The sequence below is a fragment of the Pseudoduganella danionis genome, assembly GCF_009720775.1.
Classification (GTDB): Bacteria; Pseudomonadota; Gammaproteobacteria; order Burkholderiales; family Burkholderiaceae_D; genus Rugamonas; species Rugamonas danionis.
This window is the reverse complement of record NZ_WNKW01000002.1, coordinates 410,814-427,713: the sequence shown is the minus strand read 5'-3', so window position 1 is coordinate 427,713 and position 16,900 is coordinate 410,814. Positions and strand designations below refer to the sequence as shown.

Below are 16,900 nucleotides of genomic sequence, written 5' to 3'. Positions count from 1 at the left end.
GAGACCATCATGACCATCATCAAGCAAGAAGACCTGATCGATTCCGTTGCCGCTGCTCTGCAGTACATCAGCTACTACCATCCGGCTGACTACATCGAGCATCTGGCGCGCGCTTACGAGTCCGAGCAAAGCCCTGCTGCCAAAGACGCTATCGCCCAGATCCTGACCAACTCGCGCATGTGCGCGGAAGGCAAACGCCCGATCTGCCAGGACACCGGCATCGTCAACGTGTTCCTGAAAATCGGTATGGGCGTGCGCTTCGAAGGCTTCACCGGCACCGTGACCGATGCCGTCAATGAAGGTGTGCGCCGCGCTTACAACTACGATGACAACAAGCTGCGCGCTTCCATCGTGGCCGACCCGCAGTTCGACCGCAAGAACACCAAGGACAACACCCCGGCCGTGGTGCACATGGAACTGGTAGAAGGCAACACGGTCGACGTGAAGGTCGCAGCCAAAGGCGGCGGCTCGGAAAACAAATCGAAGATGATCATGATGAATCCATCCGATTCGCTGATCGACTGGGTACTGAAAACCGTGCCGACCATGGGCGCTGGCTGGTGCCCGCCGGGCATGCTGGGTATCGGTATCGGCGGCACTGCCGAGAAAGCCATGTTGATGGCCAAGGAAGTGCTGATGGAAGACATCGACATGTACGAACTCAAACAGCGCGGCCCGCAGAACAAGCTGGAAGAACTGCGTATCGAACTGTGCGACAAGATCAATGCGCTCGGCATCGGCGCACAAGGTCTGGGCGGCCTGACCACCGTGCTGGACGTGAAGATCATGATGCACCCGACCCACGCGGCTTCGAAACCCGTGGCGATGATTCCTAACTGCGCGGCAACCCGTCACGGCCACTTCGTGCTGGATGGCTCGGGTCCTTCCTACATGACCCCGCCACCGCTGTCGACCTGGCCTAACGTAAGCTGGGCACCGGACACGGAACTGTCGAAACGTGTCGATCTGAACACGCTGACCAAAGAAGAAGTCGCTTCGTGGAAACCGGGCCAGACCCTGCTGCTGAACGGCAAAATGCTGACCGGCCGCGATGCTGCGCACAAGCGTATTCAGGACATGCTGGCCAAAGGCGAACCGCTGCCAGTGGACTTCAAAAACCGCGTGATCTACTACGTCGGTCCGGTCGATCCAGTGCGCGACGAAGCCGTAGGCCCAGCCGGCCCGACGACCGCGACGCGTATGGACAAGTTCACCGACATGATGCTGGAGAAAACCGGCCTGATCGCCATGATCGGTAAAGCCGAGCGCGGCCCTGCTGCGATCGAATCGATCCAGAAGCACAAATCGGCTTACTTGATGGCCGTTGGTGGCGCCGCGTATCTGGTGTCGAAAGCCATCAAGAGCGCCAAGGTACTGGGCTTCGAAGACATGGGCATGGAAGCCATCTACGAGTTCGACGTGGTCGATATGCCAGTAACGGTCGCCGTTGATGCCGCTGGTACGTCGGTGCACAACACCGGCCCGAAAGAATGGGCAGCCAAGATCGAACAACTCAACGTACCTATCGTTAAAGCCTGATGTCCTTAAGCCGTAGCGCGCACGCCCCCATCGGCGTCTTTGATTCCGGTGTGGGCGGCTTATCGGTACTGCGGCACATCCGTGCCCAGTGCCCGCAGGAAGATCTGCTCTACTTCGCCGATTCCGCCCATGCGCCGTATGGCGAAAAGAGCGAAGCCTATGTGGTGCAACGTTCGCTGGCGATTGCGGAATTTCTGCTGTCGCTGGGCGCCAAGGCGCTGGTGGTGGCCTGCAATACGGCCACTGTGGCAGCCATCAAGGCGGTACGGGCGCGATATCCGGAGCTGCCCGTGGTGGGCGTCGAACCGGGCCTGAAACCGGCGGCAGCGGCCAGCCACAACGGCAAAGTGGGCGTGCTGGCCACGGCGCGCACGCTGCAGGGCGAAAAATTCCTGCAACTGCGCGAGCAGATCAGCAACGCTACGGGTGCCGAGTTCCTGCTGCAGCCCGCCGTGGGGCTGGTGGACCAGATCGAACTCGGTGATCTGCACAATCCGGCCATCGCGGCCATGCTGGAGCGCTACATCGCGCCCTTGCTCGAGCAAGGTGCTGATACGCTGGTGCTCGGCTGCACCCACTACCCTTTCGTGCGCGACGGCATACAGCGTGTGCTCGACCATCACGGACGCAGCGATGTGCAGCTGGTCGATACGGGTGATGCCGTGGCGCGCCAACTGGTACGCCTGCTGACGGCGGCTAGCCTCTTGCGCCCAAGCCTGGTTGATGCTGCGTCAGCACCTGCCACGCTGCGCGCCTACACCAGCGCGCCCGTAGCAGCACTGGCGGCAGCTTTCGAGCACTTGCTGGGATGGCACCCGCAAGTGGAACAGGTGGCCGTTTAAGCTGTTCTGGCAGGCATCTGAAGCTTCCTTCTGGAAAACTTGCATTTACATTTGCACGTTTAAGAATCGGCCTGTATAATGCGGCACCTGCACACGAAACGGTGTGTAGTTGGAAGTAAATCAGTGGTGGCTGTAGCTCAGTTGGTAGAGTCCAGGATTGTGATTCCTGTTGTCGTGGGTTCGAGCCCCATCAGCCACCCCACAGAATACGCAGCAAAATCAAGAGGTTACAAGTTTTTGGCTTGTAGCCTTTTTTGCTTTCTAGCCCGCCCAATTTCGCCATGTAACCACTGTGTAACCCGGCGCCACCAACACCCCCATGGTACGCACCTAGTACGCACAAGATGGCCACGCCCGGCTGTTAAGCAGCGCCAGCAATGCGCGGTTATAGACCGAGCGAGGGGGCTAGACTTTGAATCCAACCCTTTCCGGTTATTGGTTAAGTTCGCGGATGGGTTCGCAGCTAAATGCGCGGAAATTGGGATTTTGTGGAAGTGAATAACCGACTATCAAAGCGGTCTTGGCAACTCCCATCCACAAGCGGCAGGCCGGTATGGCACTCGATTACGCCATTTTTCAAAACGTGAATTTTGCGGCTATAGAAATTTCCCTACGGCGGCGGTTTTTTGCCTAAGTGACTCTAGCCCTTTTTATCCCTCTCCCCCTCTCCAAACATGGGGGAATCTCTAGGCAGGCTTATGCCAACCCAGCGAATGAGGTCTGATATGGCGGCTGACCGTCTGCGGAAAATTGGGCAGACGGTTAATCAGCTTTACACCAGCGGTGGCAACCTCGATGGCGGCAAGGGTCGCGTTTCAAATGGCACCCTTGCGAGGTCTAGGCCAATACCACCCAAATACAGAGTAATTACGCTGGCTTTACCACGCCCAAGACGTTAGCACGCGATACTCCATACTGGCGCGCCAACTCGCTAACGCTTACGCCCTGCGCATACTTAGCGGCTATCTCTTCACGCTGTACGGCGGAAGTCTTTGAAGGGCGGCCCAGCGTCTTACCCTCGCTCTTTGCACGTGCCAGCCCTGCTTGCGTGCGCTCTACCAGCATGTCGCGCTCCATCTCAGCCACCGCTGCCAGCATAGTCAGCATCATCTTGCCAGCAGGTGAGGCAAGGTCTAGCTTGCCCAATTGCAGAACGATTACCGAGATATTGCGGCTGGCCAGCAGCTTTACTGTCGCGCCCACGTCCTGCGCGTCACGGCCCAACCTATCCAGCTTGCTAACTACCAGCGTCTCACCATCGCGAATCTGCCCAAGCATGGCGGCAAACTGTGGGCGCTGACTGGCGCTGGTCTTGCCCGATACTGTGTCATGGAACCAGTAATCAACCTTGTGGCCTGCCTTCTCTATCTCGATGCGCTGATTGTCGGCGGTCTGGTCTGCCGTGCTAACTCGTCCGTATGCGAAGGTTGCCATGTTGATTCCTGTTGAAGGTGTTAGAAAACGGTGTCAGAATATATCCATATGTTAGAAAGTTCAACCCCTAAATTTCTAACATGTGTTTCTGTGGCCACAGCTACCTGTTAGAAATCGTTCGTTTCCTAACACCCTGATTGCATTCGTTCTAACGCGGTCTTCCGTCTGAACATCGAACCAACTATGGATTGATGTAACCCCAATGGGGGAACATGCCGGACTGGCTTAATCTCGCGGCCCACAATTGCGCCGCCAAACAAATTCACTAACTGGTGAAATCAAAGTAACTACCCAGATTAGATATGTCCGCCGCCGCCTGTGTAATGAGTTCTAGGTAGCGCTCGATGCAGGCGGTGAAGCAATTGATGGCACTAGAACCATATTTTGCCTCTTCCTCATTCGTCCAAACAGCACCGTCAACCTGCTGATATATCGAGTCGACCAAGACCGCTATGTTTTCCAAGGCTCCTTCGATGTCTCCAGCGCGAGACGTCATTTCTGAAACTACGGAATGAACGGTGCGACCATGTGACTGAGCGAGCGCTAGCACGTTTGGTGGAATAGGCGCGTTCATGCTACACCTCGCTCGTCAGCCATGCCGTGCAAGGTGCCGGACAACTCATCACAAATCTGCTGAGCAAGCCAAAGCATGTTACTCAACTCTTCTTGAGAAATATCCAGCAGGAAGGACATCACCTCATCGGCAAACTTGGCAGCGGCTCGCAAATCTTCTCCAATATCGGTCGCCAAAGCAGCCTTTGCCTTATCTAACATCTCACTAGCAAGCTGCTTAGCAAGGCGCAGCATCGTGCGTTGCTTATCGTTTGCGCTCATCAGTGTGAGCAACTCGCAGAGTTGTTCGGCCCTCATGCTAGCGTGGTCGATGTCATCAATGCGATTGACGTGCATTGCACCGTATGGCGCATCTAAGACGATTGGCGTTGGTTCGCTGTTCAGGTGTGTGTGGGACGGTGTGACGACTTCCATTAGTTTGCGGCCTCATCAAAGTTGAAGTGACCACCACCAGCACGGATTTAGGCGGGTGAGTGGCAGTATCAGGGTTGGCGAACCGGCACACACGGCAACCGGCATACCCGAAGGTATCCCCAACACTGCCACTCATAGGGACGTGACAATGCAACAGACGTAAAAAAGCCGCCTTAAGGGGGCGGCTATACGCCGCGTGTATTCAGGTCGCCAAACCCGGCACCGTCTTTTTTAGGTGCGAAAACAGGATAGTCCTGTACTTAGTTGTTCGTCAAGATATTCGTCATCCTTTCGTCAAACGTTGTAGGGCACGGCATACGGGCCAGCTACGCCGCTTCTAGACATCGCTAGCACCGCGCTAACCGCTGCGCCTGCTAACGCCCTGTGTGATGCCTTGCGGGCTGGTGGGCGTATCCAGTCACCTGTATCGCTATCCCATAGTTCCGCAGGCTGGTCTAGGCTCTCGCGGGTGAACTCACTATCGTGCTGCCGGTCATCTGTGGCCATCGGCTGAGGAACATGCGCTAGCTCGATACTGGCAGGCTCTAGGCTGGCTTCTGGCGCGTTATCTGCTGGCGCTTGTGGGCTGGCTTCGGTCTGCTGCTGCGCTGGCTGTGTGGCCTGTTTTGATGGTGCGGAAGGGGCGAACCCTACAGAGCATAGGGTTTCATCATTAGCTAACGTGCCAGTGTCTGCAAACCCTAGGTTTCTGCTTTTGCGCTCTGGCTTGCATGGCTTCGTCATCATCTGAACAAACCCGCCCTTCTTAGGCTCCGGCTCTGGCAGGTCGATTCCTAGAGCCAGCATCAGCGGCACTGGGTCTCTTCCATGCGGCGCAAGCAGCGCATCTATCACGTTGTCCTGCAAGCCTGAATTGGCATGTAGGCACTCGCGTATCAGCGCTAAGGCTCTCTGCCTTTCTGTGGCGCTAATGCGCTTCTGTGGCGTTGGTTTGCTCAGCCCATACTTTGCTGCCACTCCGCTATAGAAGTCATCCTGCATCGCTACCAGCCGATGCCGCCCGCCCACTAGGTCACTGCCCACCATGCGCCCATCAACAAGCGGCAATAGCAACACATGGCAATGCGGAGCTGATTCATCGTTATGCACTACCGCGCTTAGGATTGGCACCTTGAAGTATTCGCCCGCCCAACTAACCGCATCTACAAAGAACTGGCGCTGGTCTATCTGGGTTGCTAGTGGAAGCGAAAACACCAACTCTACGACTCTAACTGCATCGCGTCGAAGCTTTGTAACGCCCGCGGCTTTCAGGGCAGTCTGACTTTCCTTTGCAATCATCTCCGCACTATCAGCGCCAGCAAGTACCAAGTTATAGACAATTCGGCTTACATCGATATGCCCATCTGCCCCTAATTCAGCGGCAATCTCGCGCAGATTGTGTTTTGCTGCCGCACGAACTATACCCGCTCCTACTAATTTCTTTACTCTAAGGAAGTGGCTCTCCGCGGTCATTGCACCCCCCCGCATAACACCAGCGCCAGCATAACCAGCAGCAGCAGTGTGTTAGCTTGAATGGACAAAAACCGCGCCATCTGAAACAGCGCGGCCCGCATTAGCTGCCCTTCCGGTTACGTTTTGACAGCCAAGCATTTACGGCGCGGCGGTCGTCGTCGTTGAATTCGTAGATGCCGAACTTAATAGGGTAGCCGTCACGGTCGATGCCTGGAACCCTGCGCGCCTTTCTGCTAATTCCACGTCTACGCAGTTCCGCCATCAGTTCTGGGCCATTAGACGCGCCCGCAATACGGTCAATTTCTTCGCGCTTGCGTGGTCTAGTCATCAGCGCATGGATTACGCGTAAGTGTCGCGGGTTATCCGTGCCGGTGAACTTTACGCCGCTTTGTGCGGTAGAATCTTGGGTGTCAGCGCCAAGGGTCAATTCTGCAAACAGTGGGGATTGGCCCTTGTCCATTATGCGGCGCTCCCTTCTGCCACAAGGCGCTTGATGTCATCGACTTTCCAAGCCAAGCGGCCATTAATGCGAACAGGACGAAGCGGGCCGTTTTCATGGCAGGCCCAAGCGCGCAGCGTTTGCGCTTGGCGCATGAGGTGGAAGGCAGCGCAGGCCGTTTCTACATGGCTGCGGTTCTCTTGGTCGATTGGCGGGAAGTTTTGCAACCGCTTGGCGGCGGTTGCGGATTTGATAGCATGTTGTAGTTCGTTGATATTTGCGGTTTGCATTTTGAATCACCCTTTCGCATCGCTGCGTGTTGAAGATGATTCATTGGAAACTGGGGTGCTAGTGGGGACGCAAGAGTAGGGCTGTGGGGTATTTTCTCCCTACTTACCGGAGTATTGCGTGTGTCTTTCCGTTCTCACCCTTCCTTGATTAAGCGCCTCCTGCCATGCCGCTATAAATGGGTCATCACCAGCACCAAATAGGTCTGGATGTTCACGCTTGCAAGCTGCCTTTATCTTCCTTTTTCCCCCAGTGATTACCGCCAGCGGTTTATATCCAGCTTTAGCGATTTCTTCTTCTATCGCACGTATTTGCCTTTCTCGCTTCGTTATCCCCATAACATCATGCGCGGCTAAATCACCCATCGCAGACACCTTTTCGCTTGCTGGCGCTGGCTCGCTCATATTTACACTATGCAGCGCCGCCTTCGCTTGCTTGAGGCGTTCTATCTGCTCATCGCGCACCTGAATTTCCAATGGTGTCACACACCTTGATAACTCATACTCTTTGATTTTTGCGTCAATCTCCCGTTCGCGTGCACCTGCGTCCCAAATTGCGCGGCGCTCATCATCGGATAATGGTTCTTGGTTTTTTGGCAGAGGCCAAGGCGGAAAATCATCAGCCTCCAATGGGGAAAACAAGTCTAGCGGCTCGCCTGCTTTACTTTGCAGAAAACTCGCAAAGTCCGCTCTATCGAAGCCGAATAGCTCATAATCAATTGACGTTACTAGCCCGTCATCACTTTCAAAACTCCCGCGATGGAAAACATATTCAATGCGTTGAATGGCGCATTTCTGTTGCATGGCTTCCGCAAGCACAAGCCCCCTAGTTTTAGAGTTGACAATGATTGGCGGCGCTCCATCCATCAGCAAGCCCCAGCTTAGAAGGCAGTCAGCGGCCTGTTGTGCGGTCGTGCCTGGCGTCTGCTGAATCCGTCTAATCAACTCCAACACTGAAATGAATCTGTCGTCTACCGGCTGCTTTGCCTGCGGCTGCGGCGTCTTTGTCGCTGCTAACTTAGCCTTTATTTCATTGATTTTCAAACCAGCCACCCCTCCGGTGCGCTCCTCAGAAATGGGGCACCAGTCAGGCCGGTGAGGTTCCGGCTTTTCGCCCCGTCGGGCTAGACTGATGCTTAAACTTCTCGCGCTTCTAGTTTGCCACTACGCGCAGCACTACGGAAGTTGCTGGCGCTGGTGTGAACTTAACGCCTGCCTCGTTCAGCATCCATTGCTCGAGCTTCGTATGCCACATTCGCAATAGGTCTAAGGGGCGCTCTCTATAGTGTTTTTCGGCTGTGGCGCTGGGTTTATGCCCCATCACTTGCGCGACTATTCCGGCAGGCATCTCCACCCACTCAGCAAGCGAACCAAACGAGCGGCGCAGACCGTGTAGCGTGACATTAGGCAGTCCAGCCACAGCCAGCGCTCTCTTATGCCCCGGCGTCGGCTCCGCTAACTGTCCATTGTCAGACGATGCGCTAGAGAATACAAACTCGTTGCGGCGGGGCAGTGCTGCCAATAAATGCGCCACATACGGGCAAAGTGGAATAGTTCGCTCGCCTTCAACCTTGTCGCGAATGGTCAAACTTAGCCATTGAAAATCAACGTCAGCCCACCGCAAGCCCGCAAGCTCACGGCGACGGGCTCCAGTCAGCAGCAAGGCTTGTAGATAAGCAGACTGCACCTTATTGTTCATTTCACGTACAGCCTTGAACCAAGGGGTAAGCTGCTCACGTTGCAAGCTATCGTTACTCTTAGCATTATTTCGGGGTATCTCGTCTCTTACCTTACTGGATTTGCAAGCACCCACAGGAACAAGACCGGCGTATTTTTCGTTAGCTGCACACCAATTCATAAATACAGATAACAGACGGAAAGATAACGCCGCCTGCGTCGGCCTATTCTCCGTCTCACCTGCCAGCCATTCAGCAATACGGGTACTGGTTAGGTCAACCAAGCGAACATCGCGCAAAGAGGCAAGCGGGCCTGGCTCAGTTAATCCCTTGCCCCGCTTCTTGGGCTCACCACCTGCGCGCATAACATTCTCATGGTCACGGATATGCCAATCACTCCAGCCAACCTTGCCCCCTCGCCTTTTGGCGCTCCTGCGGGCTTCAATATAAATCGGCCACAATACCCCCAGCGTTAGCGTTTCACGCTCCTCCTGCGCCTGTATTGCTGCCGCTTCGGCCTCCTTTTCCGCTTGTGCGTTGCGCTCCGCCTCGATTGCTGCCGCCTTCACTTGGCGGGGGTCTTTCCCACTATCGGTTAGCACTTTCAATCGTCGGGCTTCGGCTTGTGCCTGCGGTATCTCCCAAGCACTAGGAGAACCGATGCTTATACGCATGGTTTGCCCGTTCAGCTTCCCCTGAAAGATAAATGTCTTCACTCCGTTTGCCGTGACCCTCAAGCCCAAGCCCGGCGCAGTAGCATCCCAAAGGAACGATTGGGACTTACCATCCTCACAGCAGAACTTCCTAATCCGCCCCGCAGTAAATGCTTCTTTTGCCATAGCTCAATACTCCATCAGTCCGTGTAACCGCCATGTAACCCTGATTTGAGTATATCAATCTACAATGATGCAAACAAGCACACACGACAATAATCGTAAGTCATTGATATTTATGAATATGGCGAGTTTTATAGTTGCATTTCAACACCAATAAATACATAAATCGCCGGATTGTGATTCCTGTCGTCGTGGGTTCGAGCCCCATCAGCCACCCCACCCTCGCGCTATATGGCCTGTTGCTCTATCGATATCCAGGCGTAGCGCCTCCAACACAATCCCCCCTCTGGTCCATCTAGTCGATTTGGGCAATCTCTGGCAAATCCGCAACAGTATGACGGTAACGTGGATTCTTGTTCAATTTTTATGTAAAAATTGCATGACTATAGTCTATTGTCTGGAGGAGCACTGTGGCAAATATCACTGTTAATCTCAGCAGCAATATCATCAACACTCTCTTTAAAGAGATCAACAACAACGACACCCTGGCCGACAGCATTGCCGGCTTCTTCCGTACAGAAAATAGTTTCGGCGACAATCATCCGAGCTTCACCAATGCCAGCCTGGATAACGGACGTCTGCACCTCAGTTATAGCGATGGCGCCTATAGCAACAGTGATGGCGTAGTACAGGCCAACCCGAATGCGAGCAGCGGCACGGCAACCGCAACCAGTCTGGAAGAATACTACCCGCTTCATTTCCGCCTGACGGCGACGGGCCTGATTAACTACATTTATTCCATCAACGGCGCCAATACCATCATCGACACTTCTGGCGCCACAATTTCTTCTGTCAACATACAGAGCCTGCTACCGAGCTACAGCCCTGATTACGACAGCCTGCTTGGCAACGGCACCGATACCATGACAGGTTCGATCACCATCGCCCCCGGCGGCGCGCTCAGCGGAACAGTGAGCTCATTGAGCTACAAAGCCGAAAAAATCGTGGCGTCCAGCACGCTAAGCGGTAACTTTTCTATTAGCAGCAGCAACGTCAACAACTCGCCGAATCTGGGCGCGATGACGGTGTCGGGTACGGCATCCAGCTTTATTGAAAAATACACAGATGGCAGCATACTCAGCCTGACCAATCTGGCACTGCCTGTCAGCTCCAGCACGGTCATCAGCCCCGACTTGCTGGGCAATGAAAAGAACTTTGCGGGTGATGACGTCTTCGACATCGTCATGGGTTCACCTCTCACCAAGGCGTGGACTTTTGCCAGCGGCGCAGGCAACGATAAAATCAGCCTCCAGGGTGGCGGCAACAGTGTGCTGATCAATGCTGGGACAGGCAACGACACCATCAGACTAGCGGACGATGGCCACGTCATCAATGGCGGTGCGGGGAATGACACGGTCATCCTCAGTGCGAACAGAGCTGCGTACACCATCAGCAAAACCGTCGATGGCTATAATCTGCAGACCAATGGTGCAGCGGGTCCGATCGATACACTGTCCGGGGTGGAGCGCCTGCAGTTTAGCGACGCAACCATGGCGCTGGACATCAGCGGCACTGGCGGCCAGGCTTATCGGCTGTACCAAGCTGCTTTCAATCGCGTGCCCGATAGCGCCGGCCTCGGATACTGGATCAGCGCCATGGACAAAGGCATGGCGCTCAATGACGTCGCAGCGCTCTTTGTCAGCAGCAAGGAGTTCACAGATCTGTATGGTACAAATCCCAGCAACACCGACTTCCTCAACAGTATGTATCAGAACGTCCTGCACCGTGCCGGCGACCCTGCCGGTTTCGCTTTCTGGCTGGGCCATATGAATGCGGGTGACGTTACGCGCTCCGAAATGCTGGCCTATTTCGGAGAGAGCACGGAAAACCAGGCTGCACTATTAGGCAGCATAGGTAACGGTTTTACCTATAGCCCCTGGGGTTGAGGCAGCACGCCCTGCCAGAGCGACCAGCGGTGCACGCCACTGCCTGGTTGCTCGGGGACGTCGCTCGACTTCCCGTCACAAAAATTTCTTCGCACCTGTTTCCGAAAAGCACTAAATGGCGCTACAATAAGATCTGCTGCGCGTTCGCGCCACGTATGTCACTCTCTGAATTCCAGCTCCGCCATGTCTGAAGAAAAAACTCTGCACGAAGTCGCCACCTACAGCAAGGACACTCCGACCAGCCGCCCCGATCTGGACGGCCGCGCCGGGGTTTTCGTTCCCACCGAAAAGTTCGATGTGGCAGGTTCGACGTCTATCCGCAAAGGCTCGGGCATCGCCGGTTTCGGCAATCCTGATGGCTCGCTGACGGTGTATTTTGAAAACAACCGCTTCGATGACAGCAGCCTGCATAAATGGGAGAACAAGGTGCGCAAAGCCTATGACCGCATGGTCATGAATGCACCTACCGTGAACAAGGCCAAGCTGGACCCGAAAATGCTCGAATACGTCGGTTTCATCGATGGCCAGGGCATACAGCTCAAGCATCCGGAACTGCTGCAGCATTGGCTGGAGCAATCGGGCGCAGTCGATACGGCACCGGCCGGCCCTATTGTGGTCTGGCCTAAATCGAAGAATCGCTTCTAAGCCACGAGGCATAGTCCTACACAGTGTCGGAGCATAGTCTGACGCACAAATGACAACTCCCGCGTTATGCTGAACTTACAACAAGTTCAAACATACGCGGGAGTTTGCTATGGTACGCACCTTACATCTTGCTACGGGCGCGCTGTTGCTAAGTCTGGCATGCGCAGCCACCTATGAACTCTGCTCCGGCAGCATGCTGGATCAGCAGAACACCGCCCTCTACCAGCTACGCTAGCAGGAGGCAGCGGATCTATCCTCCACCTGCCTCATGCAGTAGGACGCTTAACGACGGCGGCCACCCCAGCCACGGCCGTGGTAATGGCCGCCGCAGCACCAGCGTCCAAACGAGAAGTCCAGACCGATGCTGACCGGTGGATAGTAGTAGGCCGGTGCCGGTGCGTAATACACCGGCGCTGGAGCGTAATACACGGGTGCCTGGGTCACGTAAGTGGTGGTGTAAGCAGGTTCGCTGGTGTAGGTCACGCGGTTGCTGCTAACTGGCAACTCTTCCGTCGTATAAACGGTCGCAGGGCCACTGGCTACCATGCGGTCGGACGGCATGACCGATACAGTATGCCACTGGTAGGGATCCTGTACGCGGGTGGCAGTCGAATAATAGGCAGGCTGCTGGGTTGCGCAGCCACTCAGGCCAGCCACCGCCAGCACGGCAACGATCAGGTTTTTGTTCATGGCGCATCTCCTCTAATGGCGCCACTATAAATCCAAGTAGCCCGCGCCGGCACAGGCATTACAGCTTGTTACACCCGTTGTTACAGATGAAAAAAAAGGAACCGCTAGCGGTTCCTTTTTCTGTCGGGACGGGAAGATCAGTCCAGCTTCCAGGCGTAGTCCACCTTGGTCCAGGTTTCGGCAGGTGCGCCGTCCTTGGTGCCCGGCTTGAACTTGCAGGCGCTCAGCGCCTTGATGGCGGCCTTGTCCAAATTCTTGAAACCGCTGCTCTTGTCGACTTTGGAGTCGATCACGGTGCCGTCCGCCTTGACCAGGAAGGACATCGAAACCGTGCCCTGCTCCTCGTTCATCAGCGACGCTTTCGGGTATTCCGCTTTGCAGGTCTTGGCATCGAACGATGCTGGAACCTCGGCAGCAAATGCTGCGGGTGCGCTCGAAACGAGCACTGCTGCTACCACACTCAACCAACGCTTATTCGTCAACATCTGATTTCCCCCCAGTATTTAGTATCCGGCACACCGGCCATGGCGTCATGGCCGGCGAGGTAGTCTTACAGCTTCCAGCTATAGTCAACCTTGGTCCAGGTTTGGGCGACTGCGCCATCCTTGGTGCCAGGCTTGAACTTGCATGCGCTCAAGGCTTTGACTGCGGCCTTGTCCAGGTTTTTAAAACCGCTCGATTTTTCTACTTTCGATTCCACCACGGTGCCGTCAGCGGCCACCAGGAAGGACATCGTTACATCGCCTTGCTCTTCGTTCAGCAGCGAAGCTTTTGGATATTCAGCTTTGCAGTTTTTTGCATCGAGCGATGCAGGAACTTCAGCAGCAAAGGTGGTCGAAGCAGCCGACAGAATGAAGGCGGCAAAAACACTGGTCGAAAACTTATTCATCATGCGTTCCAAGCTAATTATTATTAACAACTGATTAATCGAATCCCACAGCGGACCTACGTGCCACACAAAAGCGTGGCGGCAGACTGCGGCAAAGGTTTGCTACAAATTAAAACTCTTCCCACTCATCACTACCAGCGGCGCTAGGTGCAGGCGCAGCCTTCTTGGCTTTGGCAGCCGGTGCAGCGGCTGGTGCTGGAGCAGCAGCCAGCTTCTTCACTGGTGCACGCGGCGCTACCGGCTTGGCAACCACCTTGGCGGCGGCCGCTGGCTGGTAAGCCGCTACACTGCGCTCATCACCTTCCGTCAGTTTGAAGATGCTGACCACACGTGCCAGTTCATTGGCCTGATCCTGCAGACTCTGGGCAGCAGCGGCAGCTTCTTCTACCAGTGCAGCATTCTGCTGGGTCATGGCATCCATCTCGATAATCGAGTGGTTAACCTGTTCGATACCTGCGCTCTGTTCCTGGCTGGCGTTGGCGATTTCGCTCATGATGTCGGTCACGCGGCGTACCGAGGACACCACTTCTTCCATCGTCACACCAGCCTGGCCTACCAGCTTGGTACCTGCGCCGACTTTCTCTACCGAGTCGTCGATCAGCATCTTGATTTCTTTGGCAGCGCCAGCGGAGCGCTGGGCCAGATTACGCACTTCCGATGCCACCACCGCGAAGCCGCGACCCTGTTCACCGGCACGGGCTGCTTCCACTGCAGCGTTCAGCGCCAGAATATTGGTCTGGAAGGCGATGCCATCGATCACGCCGATGATGTCCACAATCTTCTTGGCCGAAGCGTCAATCGAGCTCATGGTGTCGACCACTTCCGACACCACTTTACCGCCGCGCAGTGCCACATCCGAAGCCGCCGATGCGAGCTGGTTAGCTTCACGGGCATTGTCTGCATTCTGTTTCACGGTCGAGGTCAGCTCTTCCATGGCCGAAGCGGTTTTCTCCAACGAGCTGGCCTGCATTTCGGTACGCGACGACAGGTCGATGTTACCGGCAGCGATTTCACGCGATGCGGTACCGATGGTTTCCGTACCCGAACGTACCTGGCCTACGATGTCTACCAGGCTGTTGCGCATTTCTTTCATTTCGGCCAGCAGGCTGTCCTGATCCTGACCTTCGGTGTTGATGCTGATCGACAGGTCGCCGTTGGCGATAGCGCCAGCGATCGATGCGGTGTAATCCGGTTCGCCGCCCAGCTGTTTCAGCAGACCACGGGTAATCATGTAAGCAGCCACCATCGAAATTGCTACCGCTAACAGACCCATGATGATCATGAAGTTACGGGCGCTGGAGAAGCCTGCAGCGGCATCATCCTTCACCTGCTCGTTCATCTTGTCTTCCAGCGCGGCCAGTTGTTCCAGCGCAGCCATCCATTTTTTCTGGGCTGGACGGATTTCTTTGATCAGTACTTTGGTCGCGTCTTCGGCTTTATTGGCCAGCCACATTTCCGACGCTTTAGCGATCGCCGGCATGGCGATGGCTTCCTGTTCTTTCACGGTGGCCAGCAGGGCTTTCTCTTCGGCCGTAGCTTCCAGCGCGAACTGCGAGCTCAGCTTGGTCTGTGCATCACCGTATTTCGATGCCAGTTCCTTGATGCGATTCATTTCTGGCTCCATATCGCCAGCATCGGTCATCAGGGTCAGGATACGCAGCGAAGTAATACGGTCGCCGACGTTGTTACGCATATCAACCACCAGACGCGACACCACGTTGTTCACCGAAATAACGTGATCCAGACGTTGCTGGATCTGGCTCATACGCAGAATGCCGACGGCAGTCACCGCCACGAGGAATAATAGGACCAGCGCAAAACCAAGACCCAGGCGCGTTCCGACTTTCATTTTTGCTAAATTCATTTCGTCTTCTTCGTAAGTGACAAAGTTGATATGAGTGCCGCAGATGGTCCCGTTTTGTAGACGACACGATCTCGCTGGCCCTTGCTGCTAAGTAATATCTATGACAGTAGCAAACAATGACTGCGAATGCAAAAAATGCGATCCGAACTGGTCTGGCTTGTCGCTTTTGAACCGCATCCCACACAAGCACGCAGCGTGGATATGTGTGAATATTTGGGAATTATAGATGCAAATTTTTCCTCGAAGCAAGCAAAACCTGCCGCAAAAATGCGCAAACGAACTTTCTGCGCGGAAATACCAACAGTCCCGTGGAAAGTTCGCTTTTTTGCGGAAAAATCAGGCAGGCAGACGCAGACAGGCGGCTGCTTCACGTAGCAACGCAGGGTCGCCCAGTGCCAGTTTTTTGGAGTCGGACAGGGTCTGGCGGAAGCCGCGCGCGCCGGGCAGACCTTGCATCAGACCCAGCATATGGCGCGTCAGGGAGTTGAGTTTGAGGCCGTACTGGCCGTACAGATCCAGTTGCGACTGGATATAGGGAATCATCGCTTCGATCACCTGTTCACGGGTTTTCGGCGCGCGCGTATCGCCGTAATAACGCTGGTCGAAATTGGCCATCACAAACGGATTGTGATACGCCTCGCGACCCAGCATTACGCCATCCACATGCTGCAGATGCAGGTCGATTTCCGCTTCCGTTTTGATGCCGCCATTGATCAGGATTTCCAGTTGCGGGAAGTCGCGTTTGAGCTGATAGGCCACTTCGTAGCGCAGCGGCGGAATCTCGCGATTCTCTTTGGGCGACAAGCCTTTCAGCACGGCGTTACGGGCATGCACGATGAACGTTTCGCAGCCGGCTTCGGCAATCGTGCCGACGAAATCGCGCACAAAGCCGTAGCCCTCTTCCTTGTCGATGCCGATGCGGTGCTTGACTGTCACATCGATAGTGACAGCATCACGCATGGCTTTCACGCAATCGGCCACCAGCTGCGGCTCCAGCATCAGACAGGCGCCGAAAGCACCCTTCTGCACGCGCTCGGACGGGCAACCGCAGTTCAGGTTGATTTCATCGTAGCCCCACTGCTGGCCCAGTTTGGCACTGGTGGCCAGATCGGCCGGATCGCTACCACCCAGTTGCAGCGCCACGGGATGCTCGGCTTCGTTGAAGCGCAGGTGGCGTTCTACATCGCCATACACCAGCGCGCCCGTGGTCACCATCTCCGTGTACAGCCAGGTATGCTGGCTGATCTCGCGGTGGAACACGCGGCAGTGACGGTCAGTCCAGTCCATCATCGGCGCCACCGACAGACGGCGGCTAGCCTGCACAGGGGCGGAAGCGGAGGTCGGTGGAGTGGTAGCGCTCATGACGTGAAAGGCAAATATGCTAGGGGGTCGACATTATAGCCCGAATAGAGC

Annotated in this window: 18 protein-coding genes and 1 tRNA gene; 6 read left to right on the top strand and 13 right to left on the bottom strand. The window is 55.4% G+C overall.

Going from position 1 to position 16,900, the window contains the following annotated elements:
- Positions 1-9 precede the first annotated feature (9 nt).
- The 3 genes from GM655_RS10010 (at position 10) to GM655_RS10000 (ending at position 2,583) form a co-directional block, all read left to right on the top strand.
- Positions 10-1,539: a fumarate hydratase gene (locus GM655_RS10010; RefSeq protein ID WP_155434522.1), complete on the top strand. Its 1,530-nt coding sequence runs from the start codon at positions 10-12 to the stop codon at positions 1,537-1,539.
- Positions 1,539-2,381, top strand: a complete 843-nt coding sequence (gene murI, locus GM655_RS10005) for a glutamate racemase (RefSeq protein WP_155434521.1) — start codon at positions 1,539-1,541, stop codon at positions 2,379-2,381. The genes GM655_RS10010 and murI overlap by 1 nt, the downstream gene beginning before the upstream one ends.
- Positions 2,382-2,507: 126 nt before the next feature.
- Positions 2,508-2,583: transfer RNA gene (locus tag GM655_RS10000), tRNA-His, on the top strand.
- 665 nt (positions 2,584-3,248) lie between these two features.
- Here the strand turns inward: GM655_RS10000 and GM655_RS09995 are convergent.
- The 8 genes from GM655_RS09995 to GM655_RS09960 all read right to left on the bottom strand — a co-directional run bounded on the left by GM655_RS09995 (position 3,249) and on the right by GM655_RS09960 (position 9,516).
- Positions 3,249-3,815: a recombinase family protein gene (locus GM655_RS09995; protein ID WP_155434520.1), complete on the bottom strand. Its 567-nt coding sequence runs from the start codon at positions 3,813-3,815 to the stop codon at positions 3,249-3,251.
- 265 nt (positions 3,816-4,080) lie between these two features.
- Complete coding sequence (locus tag GM655_RS09990; protein ID WP_155434519.1) at positions 4,081-4,389, bottom strand: hypothetical protein; 309 nt, start codon at positions 4,387-4,389, stop codon at positions 4,081-4,083.
- Entirely contained in the window at positions 4,386-4,802 is a 417-nt protein-coding gene (locus tag GM655_RS09985) for a hypothetical protein (RefSeq protein WP_155434518.1), read from the bottom strand. The genes GM655_RS09990 and GM655_RS09985 overlap by 4 nt, the downstream gene beginning before the upstream one ends.
- 294 nt (positions 4,803-5,096) lie before the next feature.
- Complete coding sequence (locus tag GM655_RS09980) at positions 5,097-6,275, bottom strand: plasmid recombination protein (RefSeq protein WP_196308741.1); 1,179 nt, start codon at positions 6,273-6,275, stop codon at positions 5,097-5,099.
- 100 nt (positions 6,276-6,375) lie between these two features.
- Positions 6,376-6,735 carry a hypothetical protein gene (locus GM655_RS09975; RefSeq protein WP_155434516.1) on the bottom strand — a complete coding sequence of 120 codons (360 nt, stop codon included), beginning with the start codon at positions 6,733-6,735 and terminating at the stop codon, positions 6,376-6,378.
- Entirely contained in the window at positions 6,735-7,004 is a 270-nt protein-coding gene (locus GM655_RS09970; protein ID WP_229632498.1) for a hypothetical protein, read from the bottom strand. The genes GM655_RS09975 and GM655_RS09970 overlap by 1 nt, the downstream gene beginning before the upstream one ends.
- Before the next feature lie 99 nt (positions 7,005-7,103).
- Positions 7,104-8,045, bottom strand: a complete 942-nt coding sequence (locus GM655_RS09965; RefSeq protein ID WP_155434515.1) for a hypothetical protein — start codon at positions 8,043-8,045, stop codon at positions 7,104-7,106.
- Between the two features lie 109 nt (positions 8,046-8,154).
- On the bottom strand, positions 8,155-9,516 hold the full coding sequence (locus GM655_RS09960; RefSeq protein WP_155434514.1) for a tyrosine-type recombinase/integrase: 1,362 nt from the start codon (positions 9,514-9,516) through the stop codon (positions 8,155-8,157).
- Between the two features lie 407 nt (positions 9,517-9,923).
- On the opposite strand from GM655_RS09960, the gene GM655_RS23240 reads away from it, so the two are divergent.
- The 3 genes from GM655_RS23240 (at position 9,924) to GM655_RS23185 (ending at position 12,279) form a co-directional block, all read left to right on the top strand.
- Positions 9,924-11,399 (top strand): DUF4214 domain-containing protein, encoded by a 1,476-nt coding sequence (locus GM655_RS23240; RefSeq protein WP_155434513.1) that lies wholly within the window; start codon positions 9,924-9,926, stop codon positions 11,397-11,399.
- Positions 11,400-11,582: 183 nt separating this feature from the next.
- Positions 11,583-12,044, top strand: coding sequence for a hypothetical protein (locus tag GM655_RS09950; RefSeq protein WP_155434512.1), 462 nt, complete (start codon positions 11,583-11,585; stop codon positions 12,042-12,044).
- A 109-nt stretch (positions 12,045-12,153) separates the two neighbouring features.
- Positions 12,154-12,279 (top strand): hypothetical protein, encoded by a 126-nt coding sequence (locus GM655_RS23185; RefSeq protein ID WP_267874295.1) that lies wholly within the window; start codon positions 12,154-12,156, stop codon positions 12,277-12,279.
- A 47-nt stretch (positions 12,280-12,326) separates the two neighbouring features.
- Here the strand turns inward: GM655_RS23185 and GM655_RS09945 are convergent, their stop codons facing one another.
- The 5 genes from GM655_RS09945 to dusA all read right to left on the bottom strand — a co-directional run bounded on the left by GM655_RS09945 (position 12,327) and on the right by dusA (position 16,849).
- Positions 12,327-12,734, bottom strand: coding sequence for a hypothetical protein (locus GM655_RS09945; RefSeq protein WP_155434511.1), 408 nt, complete (start codon positions 12,732-12,734; stop codon positions 12,327-12,329).
- Positions 12,735-12,871: 137 nt separating this feature from the next.
- Positions 12,872-13,219: an energy transducer TonB gene (locus GM655_RS09940; protein WP_155434510.1), complete on the bottom strand. Its 348-nt coding sequence runs from the start codon at positions 13,217-13,219 to the stop codon at positions 12,872-12,874.
- 65 nt (positions 13,220-13,284) lie between these two features.
- The gene (locus GM655_RS09935) at positions 13,285-13,623 is read right to left on the bottom strand and encodes an energy transducer TonB (RefSeq protein WP_155434818.1); all 339 of its coding nucleotides are present in this window, start codon (positions 13,621-13,623) and stop codon (positions 13,285-13,287) included.
- Positions 13,624-13,732: 109 nt separating this feature from the next.
- A complete protein-coding gene (locus GM655_RS09930; RefSeq protein ID WP_229632497.1) occupies positions 13,733-15,487 on the bottom strand; it encodes a methyl-accepting chemotaxis protein in 1,755 nt (584 codons plus the stop codon).
- A 336-nt stretch (positions 15,488-15,823) separates the two neighbouring features.
- Entirely contained in the window at positions 15,824-16,849 is a 1,026-nt protein-coding gene (gene dusA / locus GM655_RS09925; protein ID WP_155434509.1) for a tRNA dihydrouridine(20/20a) synthase DusA, read from the bottom strand.
- Between the last annotated feature and the right edge of the window lie 51 nt (positions 16,850-16,900).

What these genes read in the sequence shown, in the direction of transcription:
- GM655_RS09990 (WP_155434519.1), bottom strand. Translation starts at nt 4,389, where the DNA reads ATGAACGCGCCTATTCCACCAAACGTGCTAGCGCTCGCTCAGTCACAT.
- GM655_RS09940 (WP_155434510.1), bottom strand. Translation starts at nt 13,219, where the DNA reads ATGTTGACGAATAAGCGTTGGTTGAGTGTGGTAGCAGCAGTGCTCGTT.
- GM655_RS09950 (WP_155434512.1), top strand. Translation starts at nt 11,583, where the DNA reads ATGTCTGAAGAAAAAACTCTGCACGAAGTCGCCACCTACAGCAAGGAC.
- GM655_RS09960 (WP_155434514.1), bottom strand. Translation starts at nt 9,516, where the DNA reads ATGGCAAAAGAAGCATTTACTGCGGGGCGGATTAGGAAGTTCTGCTGT.
- GM655_RS09935 (WP_155434818.1), bottom strand. Translation starts at nt 13,623, where the DNA reads ATGAATAAGTTTTCGACCAGTGTTTTTGCCGCCTTCATTCTGTCGGCT.
- GM655_RS09945 (WP_155434511.1), bottom strand. Translation starts at nt 12,734, where the DNA reads ATGAACAAAAACCTGATCGTTGCCGTGCTGGCGGTGGCTGGCCTGAGT.
- GM655_RS09995 (WP_155434520.1), bottom strand. Translation starts at nt 3,815, where the DNA reads ATGGCAACCTTCGCATACGGACGAGTTAGCACGGCAGACCAGACCGCC.
- GM655_RS09970 (WP_229632498.1), bottom strand. Translation starts at nt 7,004, where the DNA reads ATGCAAACCGCAAATATCAACGAACTACAACATGCTATCAAATCCGCA.
- GM655_RS10010 (WP_155434522.1), top strand. Translation starts at nt 10, where the DNA reads ATGACCATCATCAAGCAAGAAGACCTGATCGATTCCGTTGCCGCTGCT.
- GM655_RS09980 (WP_196308741.1), bottom strand. Translation starts at nt 6,275, where the DNA reads ATGACCGCGGAGAGCCACTTCCTTAGAGTAAAGAAATTAGTAGGAGCG.
- GM655_RS23185 (WP_267874295.1), top strand. Translation starts at nt 12,154, where the DNA reads ATGGTACGCACCTTACATCTTGCTACGGGCGCGCTGTTGCTAAGTCTG.
- GM655_RS09985 (WP_155434518.1), bottom strand. Translation starts at nt 4,802, where the DNA reads ATGGAAGTCGTCACACCGTCCCACACACACCTGAACAGCGAACCAACG.
- murI (WP_155434521.1), top strand. Translation starts at nt 1,539, where the DNA reads ATGTCCTTAAGCCGTAGCGCGCACGCCCCCATCGGCGTCTTTGATTCC.
- GM655_RS09975 (WP_155434516.1), bottom strand. Translation starts at nt 6,735, where the DNA reads ATGGACAAGGGCCAATCCCCACTGTTTGCAGAATTGACCCTTGGCGCT.
- dusA (WP_155434509.1), bottom strand. Translation starts at nt 16,849, where the DNA reads ATGAGCGCTACCACTCCACCGACCTCCGCTTCCGCCCCTGTGCAGGCT.
- GM655_RS09930 (WP_229632497.1), bottom strand. Translation starts at nt 15,487, where the DNA reads ATGAATTTAGCAAAAATGAAAGTCGGAACGCGCCTGGGTCTTGGTTTT.